Here is a 22908-nt window from a genome sequence, read left to right as displayed (position 1 = left end):
CGAGGCGGCATAAGCGGGGAACTGTTGAACCCGAGCGCCGTTCGGGCGTCGGAGCCGAAGGACGAGACATGAAGCAGCTTCTGTTGCAACTTTTCACCTGGTGGAACGGCCAGACCATGGGCACGCGCTTCTTCACCTGGCGCAATGGCAAGCGCGTCGGCGAAGACGAGTTCGGCAATGTCTACTACGAGGGCGGCATGACCTCCTTCGGTCTCCCGCGCCGCTGGGTCATCTACAACGGCTATGCCGAGGCTTCCAAGATTTCGGCCGACTGGCACGGCTGGATGCATCACCGCACGGATGTTCCTCCGACCAAGGAGGATTACAAGGCGCGCGAGTGGCAGAAGCCGCACCGTCCGAACTATACCGGTTCCTCGCTCGCCTATCGTCCGCAGGGTTCGATTGCCGTTCCGGGCGAGCGTCCGCGCGTAACCGGCGACTACGACGCCTGGACGCCCGGCAACTGACACCGGTTTTGGCCACAATTGACGTTTAGCCGCTTTGGTGGCGTTGCCTTCTCCCCCGGGGAGCATCGTCGGCAGGACGGCTGGAGACTGGAGATATGAAGCTTTTCGGAAACGGCATCGGGCTTGGCGCGGCCTCACTCCTTGCGCTGACGACCGCCGTTTCCCTGCTCTCGCCCGTCGCTCCGGCGAGAGCGGAGCGTATCGCCAATCCGGTCGCACAGTTCGCCGGCATCGACAAGATCACCGGGCGCATTACCTCCTTTGATGTCTACGTCAACGAGACCGTGCAGTTCGGTGCGCTGCAGGTGACGCCGAAGGTCTGCTACTCCCGCGACGAAACGGAAGCCCAGAAGATCGACGCCTTCATCGAGGTCGACGAGATCACCCTCGACCGCAAGATCCGCCGCATCTTTTCCGGCTGGATGTTTGCCGACAGCCCGGCGCTGAACGCCGTCGAGCATGCGATCTACGACGTGTGGCTGACGGGCTGCAAGCAGTCGTCGGACGTTCCGGCGCCCGAGGGTGTCGTCGCCGCCCATCCCGCCCCCGTGCCGGTCTCGGAAGCCGAGAAGGCCGCCGAAGCGCAGAAGCGGGCTGCAAGCTCGGAAAGCCAGCCGCAGCCGACGGTGAGCGAACAGCCGCAGCCGGCGGGCGAAGGCGCGGTAGCACCGGCAGAGACCGCACCCGCGCCGCAGGACAGCGGCACGCTTCAACCGTCGCCGCCGCAGGATGCCGTTCCTCCGCTCGGCGCCCCGCAGGAAATTCCAGACAACGTTCCAGGCGATGCCCTGCCACCGCTCGGCGCTCCCCAGGAGATACCGGAGAACGCGCCCGGAGACGCCTTGCCACCGCTCGAGGAACCCCAACCTGTGCCGGACAATGCGCCGGGAGACCTCCTGCCGCCGCTCGATATTCCGCAGGGTGTCGAGGAGATACCGGAGGGGCAGCCCATGCCGCAGGCCCCTGTGACGCAGCCGGGAGGTGTCGGGCTGTTCTGACGTCCTGATGCCCGCGTCGCCGCGTTAGACGAACGCGACATCCGGTCCGGCTACTGCCTTTTCCAACAATTGCCCATATTGGTCCTTCGGCACGTCGATCGCGCCGAAGGTCTTCAGGTGCTCTGTGGTGAACTGCGTGTCGAGCAGCGTGAAACCACGTTCCTTCAGGCGTTCGACGAGGTGGACGAGGCAGATTTTCGAGGCGTTGGTGCGCCGGGCGAACATGCTCTCGCCGAAGAAGGCGGAACCGAGGGAGACGCCGTAGAGCCCACCGACGAGTTCGTCGCCGTCCCAGGCTTCGACGCTGTGGGCATGTCCCATCCGGTGGAGCGCGCCGTAGAGATCCTTGATCGTCTGGTTGATCCAGGTGCTCGGCCGGTCCTCGGCCGCTTCCGCGCATTTGTCGAGCACACGGTCGAAGGCGGTGTCGTAGCGGATGTCGAAGGGCTTGTGGCGGATCGCCTTCGCGAGGCTCTTCGAAACGTGGAACTGGTCGAGGGGGATTATGCCGCGAAGCTCCGGCTCCACCCAGAAGATTTCCGGGTCGTCGGCCGATTCCGCCATCGGAAAAAGGCCGATGGAATAGGCGCGCAGCAGGATCTCCGGAGTGATCGAGTAGTCCCTGCTGCGCGGTCCTGCCATCGGCGTCCTTCAGGCTGAAGTTCTGGCCAGATAATCCTCCAGCCAGTGGATGTCGTAGTCGCCGTTCGCGATGTCCTGATTGGCGATCAGGTCCTGGAACAGCGGCAGGGTTGTCTTGATGCCGTCGATGACGAACTCATCGAGCACGCGGCGCAGCCGCATCATGCATTCGACACGGGTACGTCCATGCACGATGAGCTTGCCGATCAGGCTGTCGTAGTAGGGCGGGATCTTGTAGCCTTGGTACGCGCCCGAATCCACGCGCACGCCGAGGCCGCCCGGCGCGTGAAAATGCGTGATCGTGCCGGGGGAGGGCACGAAGGTGCGCGGGTCCTCGGCGTTGATACGGCATTCGATCGCGTGACCGGAGAAGGTCACCTCGTCCTGTGTGACCGATAGGCCAGCGCCCGACGCGATGCGGATCTGCTCGTGCACGAGGTCGATGCCGGTGATCGCTTCGGTGATCGGATGCTCCACCTGCAGGCGGGTGTTCATCTCGATGAAGTAGAATTCGCCGTTCTCGTAGAGGAACTCGATCGTGCCGGCGCCGCGGTACTTCATCTTCTTCATGGCGTCGGCGCAGATCTGGCCGATCTTCATCCGCTGCTCGACGTTGAGGGCCGGAGAGTTCGCTTCTTCCCAGACCTTCTGGTGGCGGCGCTGCAGCGAGCAGTCGCGCTCGCCGAGGTGGATTGCGTTGCCTTCACCGTCGCCGAGCACCTGGATTTCGATGTGCCGCGGCTTGCCGAGGTACTTTTCCATGTAGACGGCCGGGTTGCCGAAGGCAGCAGCCGCTTCGGTCCGGGCGGTGTTGAAGGCTTCTTCGAGGTCTTCCTCGGTCTTGGCCACCTTCATGCCGCGGCCGCCGCCGCCGGCGGTCGCCTTGATGAGAACCGGAAAGCCGATGCGGTGCGCCGTGGCCATCAGGTTGTCTTCCGTCACCTCGCCGTCGGAGCCCGGAACGACGGGAATGCCGAGTTCCATCGCCGTCTGCTTGGCGGTGATCTTGTCCCCCATCAGGCGGATGTGCTCGGCCGTCGGCCCGATGAAGGTGATGCCGTGCGCATCGAGGATGTCGGCGAACTTCGCGTTCTCCGAGAGGAAGCCGTAACCCGGATGGACGGCGTCGGCGCCGGTGATTTCGCAAGCCGCGACGATCTGGTGAATGTTGAGATAGCTTTCGCGCGAAGGCGGCGGGCCGATGCAGACGCTCTCGTCGGCGAGCCGGACATGCATCGCATCCGCGTCCGCCGTGGAGTGCACGGCCACCGTGGCGATGCCGAGCTCCTTGCAGGCGCGCAGGACGCGCAGGGCGATTTCGCCGCGATTGGCAATCAGGATCTTCGAAATACCGCTCATGGGCCTCACTCGATGATCAGCATGGGCTCGCCGTACTCGACGGGCCGGGCATCCTCGATCAGGATTTCGACGACCTTGCCGGAGCGCGGGGCCGGGATCTGGTTCATCGTCTTCATTGCTTCGATGATGAGAAGCGTCTGGCCTTCCTTGACGATCGAGCCGACTTCGATGAAGGGGCGGGCGCCCGGGGCGGGGGCGAGATAGGCGGTGCCGACCATCGGCGCGGTGACCGCATTTGCGAGATTGCGTGCCGGCTCGGCTGCAATTGCCGGAGCGGCGGCAACCGGGGCAGCGGCGGCCGCGGGAAGCTGGTAGGCCGGGGCCTGCTGCATGGCGACCATCTGCGGACCGGAGCGCGAGACGCGAATTCTCAGTTCGTCCTGTTCGACTTCGATCTCGGTCAGATCGGTCTCGTTGAGGATGTTCGCGAGGTCACGGATCAGCGCCTGATCGATTCCCGATTTCTTTTCAGCCATGGGTGAGGTCCTATATTCTTGTTATTGCGTGATGTTTTTCAGCGCGTGCAGCGCCAGGATGTAGCTGTGGGGGCCGAAGCCGCAGATCATGCCCTTGGCGGCCGGTGCGATCATCGACTTGTGGCGGAATTCTTCCCGCGCGTGGATATTGGATATGTGCACTTCGACGACCGGAACGGAAATCGCCCGGATCGCGTCGTGCAGGGCAATGGAGGTGTGTCCGTACGCGCCGGGATTGATGGCAACGCCGACGGCCGCGTCGTTGGCCTCATGCAGCCAGTCGACGAGCTTGCCCTCGTGGTTGCTCTGGCGGAAGTCGACATGGAAGCCCAGAGCGTCGCCGGCTTCCTTGCAGTCGGCCTCGATATCGACGAGGGTCTTGCCGCCATAGATGCCGGGCTCGCGTTTGCCGAGCATGTTCAGATTGGGGCCGTTCAGCACGAAGATCGTTTTGCTCATGAGGGGTCCGTCTCTCTTCAACCGCCTCCTATAGACTGAGAGGCCCGCAAGGGAAAGCCCCTTGCGGGCCCGAGACCGGAGTTCCCCCTACTTTGCGAGAGGGAGAGGCGGAGGGAAGACGTAAGGCCGCGCTCAGCAGGCGGTACGGCCGCAACTGCGGACGTTTGCGACCTTCTCCTCGATCGCCTTCGAGCCGATGGCGCCGAACACGGCTTCGTTGCCGACGATGTAGGAGGGGGTACCGGTGATGCCGAGGCTGGTCGCCAGCTGGTAGGCTTCGCGGACGGACTCGTCGTTGGGGCTCTCCGCCATCTTCTTGCGGATATCGGCCTCTTCGACGCCGAGTGAGGCGGCGACTTCGATGGCGCGCGCCTCGTCGGCGCGGCCCTCGCCGCCGAGCAGTGCACGATGGAATTCACCGTATTTTTCCGGCGAGATCTTGCGGAAGGCGTCCGATACCTTGTGTGCGGCTTCCGAATCCGGCCCGAGGATCGGGAATTCCTTCAGCACGAAGCGCACGTTCTTGTCGGCTGCGATGATGCTGTCCATGTCGGAAAGCGCACGCTTGCAGTAGCCGCAATTGTAGTCGAAGAACTCGACGATCGTGATGTCGCCGTGCGGATTGCCGAGGGAGAGATCGTACTTCGAGGTGAAGAGCGCCTCTTTGTTGGTCTCGACCGCGGCCGAGGCCTGCTGCTGGCGTGCCTCCTGCTGCTTCTTTTCGAGTGCGTCCTGCACGTCGAGCATGATCTCGGGGTTCTCGATCAGGTATTCCTTGATGAACTCGCCGAATTCCTTCTTCTGCTGCTCGTCGAGGGCATTCACCGTTGTCGGCAGTGCTGCGGGCAGGAGAGCAAGAGCCGCAACGGCGAGATGTTTGAACGTCAGGGGCATGTCATTCCTCGTAAGGGCCGCCGGCAAATCGCCGACAGCCGGCTGGCTCCGTCGGAACCGATTGGATTCGGGATCAATGTAGTGTCTGGAGCGCGGAATGGAAGGTCGAAAAATGGCCCCTCCGCGCCAATCTCGCCATTGTGAACACAGCAATAATGCGGCAAATGTCAGGCGCCCCAGCAGAAGCGAGAGAATTGCCCGTGGTCACCATTTCCAAACGCAGTGCCGTCGAACCGTTCCACGCCATGGATGTGCTGGCGGAAGCCACCCGGCGCCGGCAGGCGGGGCAGCCGGTCATTTCCATGGCCGTCGGCCAGCCCGGGCATCCCGCCCCGCAGGCGGCGCTTGCGGCGGCACGGACGGCGCTCGAGCACGGCCGGATCGGCTACACGGACGCACTTGGAACCGGCGAATTGCGCCAGGCGCTCGCGTGTTACTACCAGCGGCGGCACGGCGTTGCCGTCGACGCCGGACGGATCATCGTCACGACGGGCTCGTCGGCGGCGTTCAACCTCGCTTTCCTCGGCCTTTTCGACGCCGGCGATGCGGTAGCGATCGCAAGGCCCGGATATCCGGCCTACCGAAATATCCTCAAGGCGCTCGGCCTGACGGTCGTCGAAGTACCGGTCAATGCCGGAACGCATTTCACCCTGACTCCCGAAAGCCTCGAAAACGCGCAACGCCAAGCAGGGTTGCGGCTGAAGGGTGTCCTCCTCGCGAGCCCCGCCAATCCGACCGGGACGGTGACCGGCAAGGCGCAGCTTGCAGAACTGGCGCGCTATTGCGAGGACGAGGGGATCAGCCTCATCTCCGACGAGATCTATCACGGCCTGACCTTCTCCGGTGACGAGGCGAGTGCGCTGGAGATCGGCGACCACGCAGTCATCATCAACTCCTTCTCGAAATACTATTGCATGACCGGCTGGCGCATCGGCTGGATGGTGGTTCCGCCGGAACTCGTGCGCCCGCTCGAATGCCTGGCGCAGAGCCTCTACATCTCCGCTCCGGAACTCTCGCAGATCGCGGCGGTCGCGGCGCTCTCCGCCGGCGAAGAACTGGAGCATTACAAGGCGAGCTGCCGTGCCAATCGCGACTATCTCATGGAGAGGCTGCCGACGCTCGGCTTTCCCTTGCTGTCGCCGATGGACGGGGCATTCTACGCCTATGTCGACGTCAGCCGTCACACCAATGACAGCATGGCCTTTGCCCGCGAGATGCTTTCGGCAATCGACGTCGCGGCGACGCCCGGCCTCGACTTCGATCCGGTGGAGGGCCACCGCGCCATGCGCTTCTCCTACGCCGGCACGATGGCGGAAATGGTCGAGGCACTCGACCGGATCGAGCGCTGGCTCAAATAGCGCCGGCAACCCTCGCCTTTGATCTCTTGCCGAGATGGGCCAAGTCAGGCTCTAACGTCTGGACTGGATCTACCAACGAGGCGGGAGGTGTCGATGACCATTTCATGGGTGAGACAGCCATCGTTCGAGGCTCCGGAACTGTTGACGGAGCGCACGCGACTGCGCGGGCACCGTGTTTCCGACCTCGACGCGCTGGCTCGCATGTGGGCCGATGAGAACGTCGTCCGCTACATCAGCGGAAAACCGTCCACCAGGCAGGAGAGCTGGGCCCGCCTGCTGCGCTATGTGGGGCACTGGCGTCTTCTCGGCTTCGGTTATTGGGCGATCGAGGATCGTCACACGGGCGAATATCTGGGCGAACTGGGCTTCGCCGACTTCAAGCGCGAGATGACCCCGTCGCTCGGCGGCGTTCCCGAGGCGGGCTGGCTTCTGGCCCCGGAAGTCCAGGGACGAGGAATCGCGACCGAGGCGCTCACGGCGGTCCTCCGGTGGGCGGACGGCAATTTCGTCGGCGACAGCATCGCTGCCATCTTCGATCCCGCACACCAGCGCTCGATCCGCCTCGCTGCGCGATGCGGCTTTGCCGTGCAAGGGGAGGCGATGGTCGCCGGTACCCAGGCCCTTTTGATGTCACGTCGCAGGCCGCTTCTCTGACTCTTGCCCGGGACTTGCCGGCTTGGGGAAGCGCGAACGCGAAACGGCCGCCCATCGGGCGGCCGTCGCATCTTTCAGACGTCAGAATGGCGATCTCAGAAGAAGCCGCGCTTCTGCCACCAGCCACCCTTCTTCGGCTTTTCGCCTTCACCTTCCGGCGTGGCCGATTTCACCGAAGTCACGACCGGCTCGGACGAGGCGACATTCGACTGGCGGTTGGCGCGGGCGGGCTTTGCCGGTTCCGCCGCCTCTTCGGTCACGGTCTCCTCGGCAACCGGTTCTTCGGCGAGCGTCGCGCTCTTTTCTGCCACTTCGGGTTCGACCGGCGGCGCCTCTTCGGCGAGGATCGGCTCCTCCACCGGCGAAACGGCGACCTTGGCCTTGCGGGTGCGGCGCGGCTTGCGAGCTACCGGTTCTTCCGCCGATTCGATGGCCGCCATGGCGGACGGCTCCTCGGCCACCGCTTCTTCGGCGACCGCTTCGATCACCTCGGCGGCGGTTTCTCCACCTTCGGCCTCATCCTCGGCCGCTTCGGACTCGTCGCCCTCGGCGCCTGCGGCTTCCGCCGTGCCTTCTTCGCCCGGACGGCTCCGGCGGCCGCCGCGCTTGCCGCGACGGCGGCGCTTGCGCTTCTGGCCTTCTGCGGACGTCTCGTCGGCTGCGGCAGAGGCGGCTACGGTGCCTTCCTCTTCGCCCTCATCCTCATCCTCGTCTTCATCCTCATCGACGCCATCGTGCGCAGATGCAGAGGCAGCCTCACCGTTGCCGTTTCCGTTGCGGTTGCGCCGGCGCCGACGACGCTTGCGCTTGCGGCCCTGCTGCTCCTCACTGGAGGTTGCCTGCGGCGCGGACGAGGTTTCGACGGTTTCGTCTTCATCCTCTTCTTCCGGCTCGATGTAGATTTCCTCGTCCTCTTCCGGCTCGGAAATCACGGGCATCAGGCTTTCGATCTTGACCGGGTTCAGAACGGGTTCGCCGCGGTCGATGGCGAAGTGCTGCGATCCGACGGTGTCGTCGGAGTCGATCACGATCGACACGCCGAAACGGCGTTCGTAGTCGACGATCGTCCCGCGCTTGTGGTTCAGCAGATAGAGCGCCGTTTCCGGCGTCGTGCGCACGGTGATGTCGTGCGTCGTGCTCTTCAGGAGAAATTCCTCGATGCCGCGCAGGACATGCAGCGCAACGGAGGACTGCGAGCGGATGAGGCCGGTGCCGCCGCAATGCGGGCAGAGCTGCGTCGTCGATTCGAGGACCGAAGCGCGGATGCGCTGGCGCGACATCTCGAGGAGGCCGAAATGCGAGATCCGGCCGACCTGGATGCGGGCGCGGTCGTTCTTCAGGCAATCCTTCAGCTTCTTCTCGACGGCGCGGTTGTTGCGCTTCTCTTCCATGTCGATGAAGTCGATGACGATGAGGCCGGCAAGGTCACGCAGGCGAAGCTGGCGGGCGACTTCCTCCGCCGCCTCGAGGTTCGTCTGCAGCGCGGTGTCCTCGATCGAGTGTTCGCGCGTCGAGCGGCCGGAGTTGACGTCGATCGCCACCAGCGCTTCGGTCTGGTTGATGATGATGTAGCCGCCGGATTTGAGCGTCACCTGCGGCTGCAGCATGCGGTCAAGCTGGGCCTCGATGCCGGAACGCGAGAAGATCGGGTGAATGTCGCGATAAGGCTGGACGACCTTGGCGTGGCTCGGCATCAGCATCTTCATGAAGTCTTTCGCTTCACGATAGCCGTCTTCGCCGGCGACGACGATCTCTCCGATGTCCTTGTTATAGAGGTCGCGGATCGAGCGCTTGATGAGCGAGCCTTCCTCGTAGACGAGGCAGGGCGCGGTCGAGTTCAGCGTCAGCGTCCGGACGTTTTCCCAAAGACGCATCAGGTATTCGAAGTCGCGCTTGATCTCGACCTTGGTGCGGTTCGCACCGGCGGTGCGCAGGATGACGCCCATGCCCTGCGGCACTTCGAGACCGCGGGCGATTTCCTTCAGCCGCTTGCGGTCGGCCGGATTGGTGATCTTGCGGGAGATGCCGCCGCCGCGCGCCGTGTTCGGCATCAGCACCGAATAGCGGCCGGCAAGCGAAAGATAGGTGGTGAGGGCCGCACCCTTGTTGCCGCGCTCTTCCTTGGCGACCTGCACGAGCAGGATCTGCCGGCGTTTGATGACTTCCTGGATGCGATACTGCTTGCGGGGCTTGCGAACGACGCGGTCAGGAACCTCTTCCATCGCGTCCTCGGCGCCGACGGATTCGATTTCTTCCTTCTCCTCGACGTGATCGTCGTCATCATCGTCGAAATCGTCGTCGCGTCCTCGGCGACCGCCGGCCTCTTCGGAGATTTCGTCCATGTCGACCATGGCGGCCATGGTCTTGCCGCCTTCGTCTTCGTCCGTCGCTCCGGCTTCTTCCGCCGGCTCTGCAGCCACATCTGCGGCCTTCTTGCCGCGCGGCTTGCGGGCTCGCCGCGCCTTCGGCTTTGCGACAGGTTCCTCGGCGGCCTCGACCGGAGCTTCTTCGGCCGTTGCCGCTTCAGCAGCGGGTTCGGCGTCTTCGGCCGGGGAGACGGCTTCGGCCGCGGCGGCCGGCGCTTCGTGTTCCGCATCGCCTTCGTCGGCGCGGCGATGCTCCTCGGCTTCGGCGCTCAGGAGCGCCTGGCGATCCGCAAGCGGGATCTGGTAGTAATCGGGATGGATTTCGGCGAAGGCCAGGAAGCCGTGGCGATTGCCGCCGTAATCGACGAAGGCGGCCTGCAGCGAGGGTTCGACCCGCGTGACCTTTGCCAGATAGATGTTGCCCCTGATCTGTTTCTTATGCTGGGACTCGAAATCGAATTCTTCTATCCGGTTACCACGAACGACGACAACGCGCGTCTCTTCCTCGTGAGACGCGTCGATAAGCATTCTGTCTGCCATATAAGTTGTGCTCCTCGGCGCCTTCGCGGCAAGATCGAGTCGCACGTTGCTGGAACGGACGAGAGATATCTTGGGGACGCGCCGGATATAGATGTCTTCGTCCGGTGGGGTGAGCGAGCAGCAACTGAACAGCGTCCGGGGCGCCGAGCGCTCCAAATCCGCTGATGTTTCTGACTACCTGCTGCAACGACATCAAAGACCGAACAAAAACGACAATGCCATAGGCCCTTGGGCCCGATGAATGCTCACAAAGAGCGTTTGGTAGTTACCCACCAGTAGACGAAACCGACCGAATGCCGGCTTGTGATCCAGTTTCAGGACAAAGCTGCAGAGACGGAGGATGAATGTCCGGCAAGCTGGCGCCAAACCCGATTGCGGTTGGCAGCCGCGGCGATGATTCTATCCCGTGGGCATCTCTATCCCTCGGTTGCGTTGTATGTTTTCTCCACCGCAATAGCAAGGGAAAACCCATTTGTGCCATAATACCCATGGATTAGTAGTGTTTAGCACGCCGAGGTGATTCTCTTGTGGAGGATGGGTGGCGGGCTCTGTCATTTCATCGAAAGGGGTGGGTGTTGCATCAGTCCGGATTCTGTCGGTCAGGGTCGCGCCGCAGCGCGTGGCTGCTCGGCGTCCTGATGGCGGCGCTGTTGTCGCTGACGGTGCCGGAAAGCGCGTCGGCCGCCGATGAGGACCGGGAACCGCCGGTGCTCGCCTATGCCGCGAGAATCGCCGGCGACCGGGCCCGAACCCGCATCGTCGTCGACCTCGACCGTAAACCGGTTTTCGAAGTCCGTTACCTGGAGAAGCCCGATCGCATCGTTGTCGACCTGCCCGCCATGGCTTTCGCCTTTCCGGTGGAGGATCTGAAGGCGCGCGGCCTTTTCAAGGACGTCCGTTACGGCGCGATTGGTGCCCAGTCCGCGCGAATCGTGCTGACGACCGAGCGACCCGCACAGCTCGCACTTGCCGAAGTGCAGGCCGACGAGGCTGGCAAGGGCTTTCGTCTCGTGCTGGACGCCGAGATGGTGAAGAGGGAAGTCTTCGACGATCTCGTCAAGCGCCAGGCCTGGAGTGGCGGAAAGACGGCTGTCGGCACCCCGGCCGCTGAGGCGGCGGCACGGGGCGACCGGCTCGGAACATCCAGTCCGGTCCCGGGCGGCACCTTCGTCATTGCCATCGACGCTGGCCACGGCGGCATCGACAACGGCGCGATCGCCGCCGAAACCAAGACACCTGAAAAGGACATCACGCTCGCCTTCGCCAAGGCTTTGCAGCGGCGTCTAGCCAGGGAGCCGGGGATCTTCGCCTTCCTGACGCGTGACGGCGACGAGTTCCTGTCCCTGTCCGAGCGGGTGACGATCGCGCGCCAGCACCATGCGAACCTCTTCGTTTCCCTTCATGCCGACAAGCTGCGGCAGGACAACATCCGCGGTGCGACCGTCTACACGATCTCCGACAAGGCCTCCGACAAGATGGCCGCCGAGCTTGCCGAACGGGAAAACCTCGCCGACGTGATCGGCGGCGCCGATCTCGCCACCGAGCCGGCGGAGGTCACCGACATCCTTCTCGATTTCACCCGGCGCGAAACCCAGGCGTTTTCCGTAGCGATGGCAGAGCAGGTCGTGTCGTCCTTCGAAGGGCAGGTCGCCCTGATCAATAATCCGCACCGTTTTGCGGGTTTCCGTGTCCTGCAGGCCCACGACGTCCCGTCGATCCTGCTCGAGCTCGGCTTCCTGTCGAACAAGGAGGACGAGAAGGTGTTGCTCGACGAAAGCTGGCGGGAGAAGATCGCCGAACTGCTGACCGCGGCAATCACCCGATACCGCGAGCCGGCACTTGCGAACGGTGGCTGATGCGAACCTTCGCCGCGCTGCCGATGCGCGACGCCGTCGAGGCGGAGGTGGCTTTTGCCGCCCGCCGTGCGGAATGAATGCGGGACGGGCGCTGACTGGCCCTATTTTCCTCACAATCGCGCCTTTACTCCGGGGAGGCATCGAGGAGCACAGCGACAGCGTCGCCTGGCTGTCCCCGAAGTCTTGCCAATAGGCGCTTGACGTGCAAAACGCGACGACATGTGCGATGTTTGCCATTGCGCGCCGAACCGAAAGCGAACGCCGGTAGCTCGATTATGATCAGACTGATTGGATACTTCTTCGGACTTGCCTCCGTGCTTGCGCTCGCCGTTGCGGTGGTCGTCGCGATCTATCTGACCAACGTCACGAGGGATCTGCCGGATTTCGCCGTCCTGTCGAGTTATGAACCTCCGGTCGCGACCCGCATCCATGCCGATGACGGCTCGCTGATGGCCGAATACGCGCGCGAGCGTCGGTTGTTCCTGCCGATCCAGGCGGTCCCGGACCGCGTCAAGGCCGCCTTCCTTTCGGCCGAAGACAAGAACTTCTACAATCACCCCGGCGTCGACATCTATGGTCTCGGTCGCGCGATTCTGGTCAACCTGCAGAATTTCGGCTCCGGTCGCCGTCCGGTCGGTGCCTCGACCATCACCCAGCAGGTCGCCAAGAACTTCCTGCTGACCGCTGACCAGACGATTGACCGCAAGGTGAAGGAAGCGATCCTCTCCTTCCGCATCGAGCAGGCCTATTCGAAGGACAAGATTCTCGAACTCTACTTGAACGAGATCTTCTTCGGCATGAACGCCTACGGTATTGCCGGTGCCGCGCTCACGTATTTCGACAAGTCGGTGACCGAACTCACCATCGCCGAGGCCGCTTATCTCGCTTCGCTGCCGAAGGGCCCGTCCAACTATCATCCGTTCCGCCACCCCGATGCCGCCCTCGAGCGCCGCAACTGGGTCATCGACCGCATGGTCGAGAACGGCTTCGTTTCGCAGGAGGACGGTGCGGAGGCGAAGAAGCAGCCGCTCGGCGTCACTCTTCGCCGCACCGGTTCCCATCTCTTCGCCTCGGACTACTTTGCCGAGGAGGTCCGTCGCCAGATCATCGAGCGTTACGGCGACAAGGCACTCTACGAGGGCGGGCTGTCCGTCCGCACATCGCTCGATCCCAAGATGCAGATCGTCGCCCGCAAGGCTCTCCAGAAGGGGCTGCTCACCTATGATGAGCGTCGCGGCTACCGCGGCCCCGTCAGCCAGATCGACGTCTCGGGCGACTGGGGCGTGCCGCTCGCGAAGGTGGCGGGCTTGAGCGACGTTCCGGAATGGAAGCTGGCCGTCGTGCTCGCCGTCTCCAGCGACCGCGTCGACATCGGCCTGCAGCCGGCGACCGAAGCCGGCGGCAAGGTGGCGGCCGAGCGCCAGACCGGCAAGATCATGGCCGCGGACATGGACTGGGCCTATCGCTCCGCGACCGGCGACCGCAAGACCGCGAAGTCTCCGGAAGGCGTACTGAAGGCCGGCGATGTCGTCTTCGTCGAAGCCCTCGAAGGCGAGGGGCAGAAGGATCGCTACCGTCTGCGCCAGCCGCCGAAGGTGCAGGGTGGCCTTGTCGCGATGGATCCGCACACGGGCCGCGTTCTCGCCATGGTCGGCGGTTTCTCCTATGCACAGTCGGAATTCAACCGTGCCACCCAGGCGATGCGCCAGCCCGGTTCGTCGTTCAAGCCGTTCGTCTACGCCGCCGCGCTCGACAACGGCTATACTCCCGCTTCCGTCATCATGGACGCGCCGATCGAGATCGTGCAGGGCGGCCAGGTCTGGCGCCCGCAAAACTACGGCGGCGGCTCGGCCGGTCCGTCGACGCTCCGGCTCGGCATCGAAAAGTCGCGTAACCAGATGACCGTGCGCCTTGCCAACGACATGGGCATGAACCTCGTTGCAGAATACGCCGAACGCTTCGGTATCTACGACAAGATGAACCCGGTTCTGGCGATGTCCCTCGGTTCGGGCGAAACGACGGTGCTGCGGATGGTTTCGGCCTATGCCGTGCTCGCCAACGGCGGCAAGCAGATCAAGCCGACGCTCATCGACCGCATCCAGGACCGCTACGGCAAGACGATCTTCCGTCACGAGGAACGGGTCTGCGAAGGCTGCAATGCCGACGGCTGGAGCAATCAGGAAGAGCCGGCGGTCGTCGACAATCGCGAACAGGTGCTCGATCCGATGACGGCCTACCAGATCACCTCGATCATGGAGGGGGTCATCACGCGCGGCACCGCAGCCGGCAAGATCAAGCTCGACCGGCCCGTCGCCGGCAAGACCGGCACCACCAACGACGAGAAGGATGCCTGGTTCGTCGGCTACACCCCCGATCTCGTCGCGGGTCTCTACATCGGCTACGACAATCCGGCCCCGCTCGGCCGCGGCGCGACCGGCGGCTCGCTGTCGGCCCCGATCTTCAACGAATTCATGCAGGCTGCCGTCGCCGGCACGCCGCCAGGCAAGTTCCACATTCCGGAGGGCATGAGCCTGATCGCCATCAACCGCAAGACCGGCATGGCGGCGGTGCAGGGCGAGCCGGATACCATCATCGAGGCCTTCAAGCCCGGCACCGGTCCGGCCGACAGCTTCTCGGTCATCGGTATGGAGGAGTACATGGCGCCGGAGGAAATCCTGCGGACGTCGCCGCAGGCGAACGAGGCCGTGACCTCGGGCTCCGGCGGTCTCTTCTAGAACGTCCGGAAACCGGCCGGAACTGCTCTGACACCCTGATCCGCATGCGGCCACCCCTTTACAGAAGCGGTGGTCGCAACTATGCACGGGGCTCCTTTTCAGCGAGGTGAAATAGCAACCAAATGCGTAACGAAATCGAGAACGTCGTCGACGAAATCAAGCAGGCCATAAGCCTGCTGAGGAGGCATCTTTGACTGGGACCAGGCGATAAGGCGACTGGACTGGTTGAACAACAAGGCAGAGGATCCGAACCTCTGGAACGATGCCGCCGAAGCACAGAAGCTGATGCGCGAGCGCCAGCAGCTCGACGACAGCATCAACGGCGTGAAGGCGCTGGAACGGCGGCTCTCCGATAATATCGATCTCATCGAGATGGGTGAGGAGGAGGGTGATCAGGAGATCGTCACCGAAGCCGAAAACGCGCTGAAGGCACTGAAGGCCGAGGCCGGCCGGCTGCAGGTCGAGGCCATGCTGTCGGGCGAAGCCGACAGCAACGACACCTATCTCGAAGTCCATTCGGGCGCCGGCGGCACGGAGAGCCAGGACTGGGCGAACATGCTCTTGCGCATGTACATCCGCTGGGCCGAGAAGCAGGGCTTCAAAGTCGAGGTTCTGGAGGTTCACGCAGGTGAAGAGGCCGGCATCAAGTCGGCGACGATCCACGTCAAGGGTCATAACGCCTACGGCTGGCTGAAGACGGAATCCGGCGTGCACCGGCTGGTGCGCATTTCGCCCTATGATTCGAACGCGCGACGCCACACGTCCTTCTCGTCCGTCTGGGTCTATCCGGTGGTCGACGATTCGATCCAGATCGACATCAACGAGGGCGATTGCCGCATCGATACCTACCGCTCCTCGGGTGCCGGCGGACAGCACGTCAACACTACCGACTCGGCGGTGCGCATCACGCACATTCCGAGCGGCATCGTCGTTGCCTGCCAGCAGGAACGTTCGCAGCACAAGAACCGCGCCAAGGCCTGGGACATGCTGCGTGCCCGTCTTTACGAGGCGGAACTGAAGAAGCGGGAAGAAGCGGCCAATGCCGAAGCCGCGTCGAAGACCGACATCGGCTGGGGGCACCAGATCCGCTCTTACGTCTTGCAGCCGTACCAGCTGGTGAAGGATCTCAGAACCGGCGTCGAGAGCACCGATCCGGACAGCGTGCTGAATGGCGACGTCAACGAGTTCATGGAGGCGGCACTTGCCCACCGCATCTCGGGCGGGGCTGACGTCGAGGTCGCGGATATCGACTGATTTCCGGAAGATTGCAGAAATGGCGAGGCGGCGGGACGAAAATCCCGCCGCCTGTGTGTTTCAGAGGCGTTCTTCTGCCGTTTCGGCTGCCGCTGCCGGGCGCAGCGTCAATGCGGCCAGGAAGAGCACCGTCAGCGAGCAGGCGGCGATGGTCGTCACCATCGGCATGGCCGTGCCGTCGAAGAACAGGCTTGCCACCCCGATCACGCTCGATGCCGTGACGAATTGCAGCGTCCCCATGAGCGCCGAGGCAGTTCCGGCGATCCGTCCGTGGCTTTCGAGTGCCAGCACCGCCGAGGTCGGGATGACCATGCCGAGGAAGCCGTAGGCGACGAAGAGCAGGGCGGAGAGGGCTGGCAGGCTGCCGAAGCCGGAAGCGAACGCCACGAAGAGCATTGTCGAGGCGAGCGCGAAGCCGGCGACCGCGATGCGGATCAGTCGTCTCAGGCCGAACCGGCGCGACAGCCGGCCGTTCATCTGCGATGCGCCGATGAAGGAGACGGCGTTCATTGCGAAGACCACGCTGTAGAGGCTGGGCGAGAGCCCGTAATGTTCAATCAGCACGAAGGACGAGTTGGCGACGTAGATCATATAGCTCGCCATGCCGAAGGAGGCGATGAGGACGAGCCCGAGATAGTAAGGATCACGTAGCAGCGTCCCGTAGGAGGCAAGGGCGCTGCCGAAGCTGCTCTGGCTGCGGGCCTCTTCGGAGCGGGTCTCCGGGAGCAGCAATGTGACAAGCACGGCACCGAGGGCGGCGGCGAGAACCATCACCCAGAAGATCGCGCGCCAGCTTGCCGCGAGCGTCACGGCGCTGCCGGCGAGCGGCGCCAGAATCGGCGACACGCTGAAGACCAGCAACAAGCGTGACATCAGCTGGGCCGCCGCGACGCCGGTGAAGAGGTCTCGGACGATGGCGCGGCAGATGACGGCGCCGGCGCAGGCACCGACGCCCTGCAGCGCGCGGAATGCGACCAGCCATTCGATCGAGGGGGAAAGCGCGCAGCCGATCGCCCCGATGGAGAAGAGCGAAAGACCAAAATAAAGCGGCTTCTTGCGGCCGATCATGTCGGAGACCGGACCATAGATGAGCTGGGAAAGCGCCATGGCGACGAAGAAAGAGACGAGGCTTGCCTGTACGGTGCCGCTGCCGGCATGGAGCCCCTGGCCGATCTCGGGAAGGGCGGGAAGATACATGTCGATCGCGAAAAGGCCGACGGCAGTGAGCAGGCCGAGGACGATCGGAAGGGATGCCTTGATGTTTTGCTGCTGCATGGAAAAAACCTTCGTTGCTCCGCGGCAGGGGCCGCGAGGAGGTTGAATCGGATGCGAAATGAATGAATGAGGCGCGTCGGCCTGTGCCGAGCGGTGACTATAATGTATAAATTATTGGACACAATTGTCCAACTCGTCAAGCCCCCTTATGGTGAGGCATGGATCAAATCACGGACCATCGAAAATCAGCGGACGGTCACCGCGCTGGCGCACCAGGCAAGCGCGCCGCAATCATCGACGCGGCAGCGGCGATCTTCGCCGACAGCGGCTATTCGAGCGCGAGCATCGACGCGATTGCCGCCCGCGCCAAGGTCTCCCGCCAGACCGTTTACAACCAGATCGGCGACAAGGATAAGGTCTTCAAGGCGGTCGTGGAGGACGTCACGCAGCGCTCCAGCGCCCGCTTTTTCGCCGTTCTCGACAGCTTTCCCGATGCGCCTTCGGACATCGAGGCGGATCTCGCCGCCTTCGCGAAGCGGTTGCTGAAGGTGGCGATCTGCGAGGACTGCGGACGCTGGCTTTTCCGGATCCTGTCGCTCGAGGGTGCGCGGCACCCGGAGCTCTTCGCAAGCTGGAAGGAATATGGCCCCGGACGCAAGTATCCCGCGCTCGCCGCCCGCTTCGCGCAACTCGCCCACGGCGGCTATCTGGAACTCGATGACCCGTCGCTTGCTGCGCGCCAGTTCATGGCGCTCGTCATGACCGACGTGCGCGCCGACCTGCAGCTCGGCCTGCCGATCGCGGAAAGCGAGCTGGACGGGCTCGCACGCAGTGCTGTCCGAACCTTCCTCAAGGCATTCGGAAAGCGCTGAGAGCGAAGCTTCTCCCGCGCTTTTCCGCCAGTCAGTTCGTGGCCTTCTCGATCTTGATCTCACCGAGCTCGTCGATCAGCACCGTCCAGCTTTCCGGTTCCGTCGCTGCCGGATCGGTCTTCAGGTAGACGGTGGCAAAGAGCCCGGGCTGGCGGCTGATGCCGGTCGAGTCCTCTGGCCGGATGTCGGTGACATAGGGCTTGATCGCCGTGAACTCCTCGAGTTCGACGCTCTCCACCACCTGCGGGCCCGCCTCGCCGAGCGCGATCTGCTGCAGGTAGACCTTGGCGGTGCGATCCGGCTGGCGGATGGCGACGAGCTTGTAATAGCCGCGGCGCGTTGCGGTGTCGGCTGCGGTGTTGTCGGTGCCCGTCGTACTCTTGGCTTCGGTCTTTCCGCTCGGCTCACCGCCGACTTCCTCCCAGAAACCGGTGCTGACGACGAAGGTCGCCGTTACCGGAAGTTCGTCGATATCTCCGGCGAAAGCAGGGGCGGCAGCCATTGCCAGGGCGGCGAAGGCCAGGCGGGAGAAGATGTGTACAGCCATCCCGAAACCTCCCTAGTTGGAAAACTGTTCGGCGAGAATGCGGTCCGACCACGACCGGTCGGGGTCAGAAAGTATCCGTGCCGTGGTGTCCTCGGACTGGGTGATCTGCACCCTGGTCACCGATTTCACCTCGGTGTGGTCGGCGACCGCATTCACCGGTCGCTTGTCCGCTTCGAGCACGTGGATGTCGACGCTCACTTTATTCGGAAGCAGCGCGCCGCGCCAGCGCCGCGGACGAAAGGCGCTCACCGGGGTCAGTGCGAGCAGCGGTGCTTCCAGCGGCAGGATCGGTCCGTGGGCCGAGAGATTGTAGGCGGTCGATCCCGCAGGCGTCGCGACCATCAGACCGTCACAGATGAGTTCGTCGAGTCGCACCTTGCCGTCGATGATGACGCGGAGCTTTGCTGCCTGGTAGGACTGGCGGAACAGCGAGACCTCGTTGATCGCCAGCGCCACCGAGGCGGTTCCGTCGGCGCTCTCGGTCGTCATCTTCAGGGGATGGCAGTCGTTCTCGACGGCGGCTTCAATCCGCTCGCGCAGCTTCTCCATGTGGAAATCGTTCATCAGGAAGCCGACCGAACCGCGGTTCATCCCGTAGACGAGCTTGCCCGTGTTCATCGTGTCGTGCAGCGTCTGGAGCATGAAGCCGTCACCGCCGAGCGCGACGATTACGTCGGCTTCCTCGGGCGCGACATTGCCGTAGACGCGAATCAGCTCCTGCCGGGCGGCCTGCGCTTCCGGCGCGCTGGAAGCTATGAAGGAAAGCGACTGGAAGGAACGAGACATCGGGGGCCCTCGGTGACGGGCTCTGTGGTACATGAAAAGGGTCGAGAGCGACAAGGTGTTTCGCTGCCCCGTTTGCCGGCCGTAGCAGTCGGACGTGGCCGGGCAAGTGTCTGCGACGGTGCAAAAATTGCTTTACAGCCGGCCAAAATCTGCTTATCCGACGGGCTCATGATGCCCTTGTAGCTCAGTTGGTAGAGCACCTGATTTGTAATCAGGGGGTCGCGGGTTCGAATCCTGCCGGGGGCACCATTTTTCGTTGGTCCGTTCTGGACAGACCGCCTCCGCTCTCCGCCCTTCTTGACGTTTGTCGTGTCCTGGCTCGCTTCCTTGCGCTATGATCGCCAGAGTTGCAGGAGGCTCTCATGATCAGACGATTGCGCGTGATTGCGGGACTGGTCGCATTTGCCGCGCCGGCTATGCCGGCCATGGCCGAGGATGTGCCTACCGCCGTATACAAGTGTGACGGCGGCAGCACGTTCACCGTGCGCTTCGAGAACGATACGGCCTATGTGAGCTTCCCTGACGGCAAGACGTACGATCTCCCGGTCGCGATCTCGGGCGACGGCTTCCGCTACGAGGCGGACGGCGTCGAACTGCGGGGTAGGGGCGAGGATGCGACCCTGACGGTGCCGGGGACGGCACCGCTCGTCTGCCGGGCGGAAGACGCCGATTAGGACGCAGCCTTCGCGAGGAACTGCCGCGAGGCATAGAGCGCGATCGCCGCGGCGTTCGAGACGTTGAGCGACTTGATAGCGCCCGGCATGTCGAGCCGGGCGAGCGCATTGACGGTCTCGCGCGTCTTCTGGCGCAGGCCCTTTCCTTCCGAGCCGAGCACGAGCGCTATTTTCTCGCCGCGGAAGGTGCCTTCGAGCGGGGCCGGTCCCTCCGAATCGAGGCCGATCGAATAGAAGCCGAGTCTATGCAGTTCGCCGAGCGCATCCGCCAGGTTGGTGATCTGGATATAGGGGATGAGTTCGAGGGCGCCCGAGGCCGATTTGGCCAGCACGCCCGATTCGGTCGGGCTGTGACGCTGGGTGGTGATTACCGCGCCGGCATTGAACGCGACCGCCGAGCGCATGATGGCGCCGACATTGTGGGGGTCCGTCACCTGGTCGAGCACGAGCAGGAGCGGACTTTCCTTCAGGGCTTCCAAGCGCCGGACGGGCAGGGGGCGCGTCTCGATCATCACCCCCTGATGGATGGCATCCGGGCCGAGCACCTTGTCGATCTCCTGCGGCGAGACGATTTCCACAGGAAAGGGCAGCGTCTCCGGCGCGCCGATCTCGAGCCGGGCGAGGGCGTTCTGGGTCACCGAGAGCTTGATGATCCGGCGCTCGGGGTTGTCGATCGCCGCGCGTACCGTGTGCAGGCCGTAGAGATAGACCTGCTCGGGGGCGAGCTGCGGCGGTGTCCAGCCTTCGGCGGATTTCTTCCGCTTCTGCGGCGCCGGGGTGGGGATTTCGCCCCTCTCCCGCTTGGCGTCGCGCACCTGGCGGCGCAGGGTGGCGTAGTGGCTGTCGCGGGCGGATCTGTCTTTGGAAGTGTCTTTGGCCATGCGGCTTTATAGCGGCGAAGTCTTGCGGCGGATAGAGGTGCCCGGCCGCGAAGGCGTTTTTGCGAGGCGCGGAAAAATTTCGGAAAAATTCCCCGGACATCGTGTTGACATCGACCGAGAGGGCGGTCATATACCCGCCGCAGATCACGGGGCGTCGCTCCCGAGGATCTGGAGAAAGCTTGGTCGCTTGATCCGGTCGGAGACTGGAGGGATGCCCGAGTGGTTAAAGGGGACGGACTGTAAATCCGTTGGCTCAGCCTACGTTGGTTCAAATCCAACTCCCTCCACCATTCCGACATCGGATCGAACACCGCGGGTATAGCTCAATGGTAGAGCAGCAGCCTTCCAAGCTGAATACGCGGGTTCGATTCCCGCTACCCGCTCCAATCGCACTCATCACCCCAGAACTCTCGCGTGTTTGTCGGTCTGTCGCCGCTACCGGCCGGCTGTTTCGGTCTATCGTGCGCGAGGGAGACGGTATCCGGATCGCCCATGTCGCGGCCTTTGCCGCGCAGAGCAAATAGGTCTTGCGCAATTGCTGCGAAAGCCTTAAACGGCGGCACTAAACCCGTTTGCCGGGTCAACCATTTACGATCATAGGAAGCATTCAAATGGCAAAGAGTAAGTTTGAGCGCACGAAGCCGCACGTCAACATCGGCACGATTGGCCACGTTGACCATGGCAAGACGTCTCTGACGGCGGCGATCACCAAGTACTTTGGTGAGTTCAAGGCCTATGACCAGATCGACGCGGCACCGGAAGAGAAGGCCCGTGGTATCACGATCTCGACGGCACACGTCGAATACGAGACGGCGAACCGCCACTACGCGCACGTCGACTGCCCCGGCCACGCCGACTACGTCAAGAACATGATCACCGGTGCTGCCCAGATGGACGGCGCGATCCTGGTTTGCTCGGCTGCTGACGGCCCGATGCCGCAGACGCGCGAACACATCCTGCTCGCCCGCCAGGTCGGCGTTCCGGCGATCGTCGTGTTCCTGAACAAGGTCGACCAGGTCGACGACGCCGAGCTTCTCGAACTCGTCGAGCTCGAAGTTCGCGAACTCCTGTCGTCCTACGACTTCCCGGGCGACGAAATCCCGGTCATCAAGGGCTCGGCTCTTGCTGCTCTGGAAGATTCCAACAAGGAAATCGGCGAGAACGCCATCCGCGCTCTGATGGAAGCGGTCGACGCCTACATCCCGACGCCGGAACGTCCGATCGACCAGCCGTTCCTGATGCCGATCGAAGACGTGTTCTCGATCTCGGGCCGTGGTACGGTTGTGACCGGCCGCGTCGAGCGTGGCATCATCAAGGTCGGCGAAGAAGTCGAGATCGTCGGCATCCGTCCGACCATCAAGTCGACCTGCACGGGCGTTGAAATGTTCCGCAAGCTTCTGGACCAGGGCCAGGCCGGCGACAACATCGGCGCGCTGCTTCGCGGTGTGGACCGCAACGGCGTCGAGCGTGGCCAGATCCTCTGCAAGCCGGGTTCTGTGAAGCCGCACAAGAAGTTCAAGGCCGAAGCCTACATCCTGACGAAGGAAGAAGGCGGCCGTCATACGCCGTTCTTCACGAACTACCGTCCGCAGTTCTACTTCCGCACGACGGACGTGACGGGCATCGTGACGCTTCCGGAAGGCACGGAAATGGTCATGCCGGGCGACAACGTGACCGTTGACGTCGAGCTGATCGTTCCGATCGCGATGGAAGAAAAGCTGCGCTTCGCGATCCGCGAAGGCGGCCGCACCGTCGGCGCCGGCATCGTCGCTTCGATTATTGAATAATAATCGAGCGAGAGGCCGAAAGCTGCCGACGCATTGAAGTGGTGCAAATGGCGCGCAAGCGCGATTTGCACGCGGCGCCGGCATCGTC

Annotated in this window: 19 protein-coding genes, 3 tRNA genes and 1 pseudogene; 13 read left to right on the top strand and 10 right to left on the bottom strand. The window is 63.5% G+C overall.

Annotation, left to right across the window (positions count from 1 at the left end):
- The first annotated feature begins 68 nt into the window (after positions 1 to 68).
- Together EUU22_RS06360 and EUU22_RS25800 are read left to right on the top strand one after the other, a co-directional pair.
- Positions 69 to 467: an NADH:ubiquinone oxidoreductase subunit NDUFA12 gene (locus tag EUU22_RS06360; protein WP_129331190.1), complete on the top strand. Its 399-nt coding sequence runs from the start codon at positions 69 to 71 to the stop codon at positions 465 to 467.
- A gap of 95 nt (positions 468 to 562) precedes the next feature.
- Positions 563 to 1000 (top strand): annotated as a pseudogene (locus EUU22_RS25800) (DUF2155 domain-containing protein); the annotation flags it as partial.
- A 489-nt stretch (positions 1001 to 1489) separates the two neighbouring features.
- On the opposite strand, the gene aat reads toward EUU22_RS25800, so the two are convergent.
- The 5 genes from aat to EUU22_RS06330 form a co-directional block, all read right to left on the bottom strand.
- Complete coding sequence (aat, locus tag EUU22_RS06350) at positions 1490 to 2107, bottom strand: leucyl/phenylalanyl-tRNA--protein transferase (RefSeq protein WP_129331188.1); 618 nt, start codon at positions 2105 to 2107, stop codon at positions 1490 to 1492.
- 9 nt (positions 2108 to 2116) lie between these two features.
- Positions 2117 to 3466 carry an acetyl-CoA carboxylase biotin carboxylase subunit gene (gene accC / locus EUU22_RS06345; RefSeq protein ID WP_129331187.1) on the bottom strand — a complete coding sequence of 450 codons (1350 nt, stop codon included), beginning with the start codon at positions 3464 to 3466 and terminating at the stop codon, positions 2117 to 2119.
- Positions 3467 to 3471: 5 nt separating this feature from the next.
- Entirely contained in the window at positions 3472 to 3942 is a 471-nt protein-coding gene (gene accB, locus EUU22_RS06340) for an acetyl-CoA carboxylase biotin carboxyl carrier protein (RefSeq protein WP_129331186.1), read from the bottom strand.
- A gap of 21 nt (positions 3943 to 3963) precedes the next feature.
- A complete protein-coding gene (aroQ, locus tag EUU22_RS06335; RefSeq protein ID WP_129331185.1) occupies positions 3964 to 4401 on the bottom strand; it encodes a type II 3-dehydroquinate dehydratase in 438 nt (145 codons plus the stop codon).
- A 132-nt stretch (positions 4402 to 4533) separates the two neighbouring features.
- Positions 4534 to 5295, bottom strand: a complete 762-nt coding sequence (locus EUU22_RS06330; protein WP_129331184.1) for a DsbA family protein — start codon at positions 5293 to 5295, stop codon at positions 4534 to 4536.
- Positions 5296 to 5495: 200 nt separating this feature from the next.
- Between EUU22_RS06330 and EUU22_RS06325 the strand changes: the two genes are divergently transcribed.
- Together EUU22_RS06325 and EUU22_RS06320 are read left to right on the top strand one after the other, a co-directional pair.
- Entirely contained in the window at positions 5496 to 6653 is a 1158-nt protein-coding gene (locus EUU22_RS06325; protein WP_129331486.1) for a pyridoxal phosphate-dependent aminotransferase, read from the top strand.
- Between the two features lie 93 nt (positions 6654 to 6746).
- On the top strand, positions 6747 to 7307 hold the full coding sequence (locus EUU22_RS06320) for a GNAT family N-acetyltransferase (RefSeq protein ID WP_129331183.1): 561 nt from the start codon (positions 6747 to 6749) through the stop codon (positions 7305 to 7307).
- Positions 7308 to 7402: 95 nt separating this feature from the next.
- On the opposite strand, the gene EUU22_RS06315 is transcribed toward EUU22_RS06320, so the two are convergent.
- Positions 7403 to 10213, bottom strand: a complete 2811-nt coding sequence (locus EUU22_RS06315; RefSeq protein ID WP_129331182.1) for an Rne/Rng family ribonuclease — start codon at positions 10211 to 10213, stop codon at positions 7403 to 7405.
- Positions 10214 to 10851: 638 nt separating this feature from the next.
- On the opposite strand from EUU22_RS06315, the gene EUU22_RS06310 reads away from it, so the two are divergent.
- From EUU22_RS06310 to prfB, 3 genes are all read left to right on the top strand, one after another.
- Positions 10852 to 12069 carry an N-acetylmuramoyl-L-alanine amidase gene (locus EUU22_RS06310; RefSeq protein WP_129331485.1) on the top strand — a complete coding sequence of 406 codons (1218 nt, stop codon included), beginning with the start codon at positions 10852 to 10854 and terminating at the stop codon, positions 12067 to 12069.
- Positions 12070 to 12344: 275 nt separating this feature from the next.
- Positions 12345 to 14804, top strand: coding sequence for a penicillin-binding protein 1A (locus EUU22_RS06305; RefSeq protein ID WP_129331181.1), 2460 nt, complete (start codon positions 12345 to 12347; stop codon positions 14802 to 14804).
- Positions 14805 to 14926: 122 nt separating this feature from the next.
- Positions 14927 to 16058 (top strand): peptide chain release factor 2 gene (gene prfB / locus EUU22_RS06300; protein ID WP_129331180.1). Its coding sequence is split into 2 segments (ribosomal slippage): positions 14927 to 14995 and positions 14997 to 16058, totalling 1131 coding nucleotides; the frame shifts between segments, so codons are not numbered across the junction.
- Positions 16059 to 16118: 60 nt separating this feature from the next.
- Here the strand turns inward: prfB and EUU22_RS06295 are convergent.
- Positions 16119 to 17333, bottom strand: coding sequence for a multidrug effflux MFS transporter (locus EUU22_RS06295; protein ID WP_129331179.1), 1215 nt, complete (start codon positions 17331 to 17333; stop codon positions 16119 to 16121).
- Positions 17334 to 17491: 158 nt separating this feature from the next.
- On the opposite strand from EUU22_RS06295, the gene EUU22_RS06290 reads away from it, so the two are divergent.
- A complete protein-coding gene (locus EUU22_RS06290) occupies positions 17492 to 18145 on the top strand; it encodes a TetR/AcrR family transcriptional regulator C-terminal domain-containing protein (protein ID WP_129331178.1) in 654 nt (217 codons plus the stop codon).
- Between the two features lie 31 nt (positions 18146 to 18176).
- On the opposite strand, the gene EUU22_RS06285 is transcribed toward EUU22_RS06290, so the two are convergent.
- Positions 18177 to 18692 (bottom strand): hypothetical protein, encoded by a 516-nt coding sequence (locus EUU22_RS06285; RefSeq protein WP_129331177.1) that lies wholly within the window; start codon positions 18690 to 18692, stop codon positions 18177 to 18179.
- A 12-nt stretch (positions 18693 to 18704) separates the two neighbouring features.
- Positions 18705 to 19478 carry an NAD kinase gene (locus EUU22_RS06280; protein WP_129331176.1) on the bottom strand — a complete coding sequence of 258 codons (774 nt, stop codon included), beginning with the start codon at positions 19476 to 19478 and terminating at the stop codon, positions 18705 to 18707.
- A gap of 173 nt (positions 19479 to 19651) precedes the next feature.
- Here EUU22_RS06280 and EUU22_RS06275 point away from each other — a divergent pair.
- Both EUU22_RS06275 and EUU22_RS06270 read left to right on the top strand, forming a co-directional pair.
- A tRNA-Thr gene (locus EUU22_RS06275) sits at positions 19652 to 19727 on the top strand.
- 113 nt (positions 19728 to 19840) lie between these two features.
- Entirely contained in the window at positions 19841 to 20152 is a 312-nt protein-coding gene (locus tag EUU22_RS06270) for an MliC family protein (RefSeq protein ID WP_129331175.1), read from the top strand.
- Here the strand turns inward: EUU22_RS06270 and EUU22_RS06265 are convergent.
- Positions 20149 to 21033 (bottom strand): TrmH family RNA methyltransferase, encoded by an 885-nt coding sequence (locus EUU22_RS06265; protein ID WP_129331174.1) that lies wholly within the window; start codon positions 21031 to 21033, stop codon positions 20149 to 20151. The genes EUU22_RS06270 and EUU22_RS06265 overlap by 4 nt on opposite strands.
- Positions 21034 to 21238: 205 nt before the next feature.
- Here EUU22_RS06265 and EUU22_RS06260 point away from each other — a divergent pair.
- The 3 genes from EUU22_RS06260 to tuf all read left to right on the top strand — a co-directional run bounded on the left by EUU22_RS06260 (position 21239) and on the right by tuf (position 22820).
- Positions 21239 to 21323 (top strand) — tRNA-Tyr (locus EUU22_RS06260).
- 22 nt (positions 21324 to 21345) lie between these two features.
- Positions 21346 to 21419: transfer RNA gene (locus EUU22_RS06255), tRNA-Gly, on the top strand.
- A gap of 225 nt (positions 21420 to 21644) precedes the next feature.
- A complete protein-coding gene (tuf, locus tag EUU22_RS06250; RefSeq protein WP_129331163.1) occupies positions 21645 to 22820 on the top strand; it encodes an elongation factor Tu in 1176 nt (391 codons plus the stop codon).
- Positions 22821 to 22908: the final 88 nt, after the last annotated feature.

The sequence above is a fragment of the Ciceribacter ferrooxidans genome (assembly GCF_004137355.1).
In the GTDB taxonomy this organism is placed as follows: Bacteria; Pseudomonadota; Alphaproteobacteria; order Rhizobiales; family Rhizobiaceae; genus Allorhizobium; species Allorhizobium ferrooxidans.
This window is presented reverse-complemented; position numbering and strand designations above follow the sequence as displayed.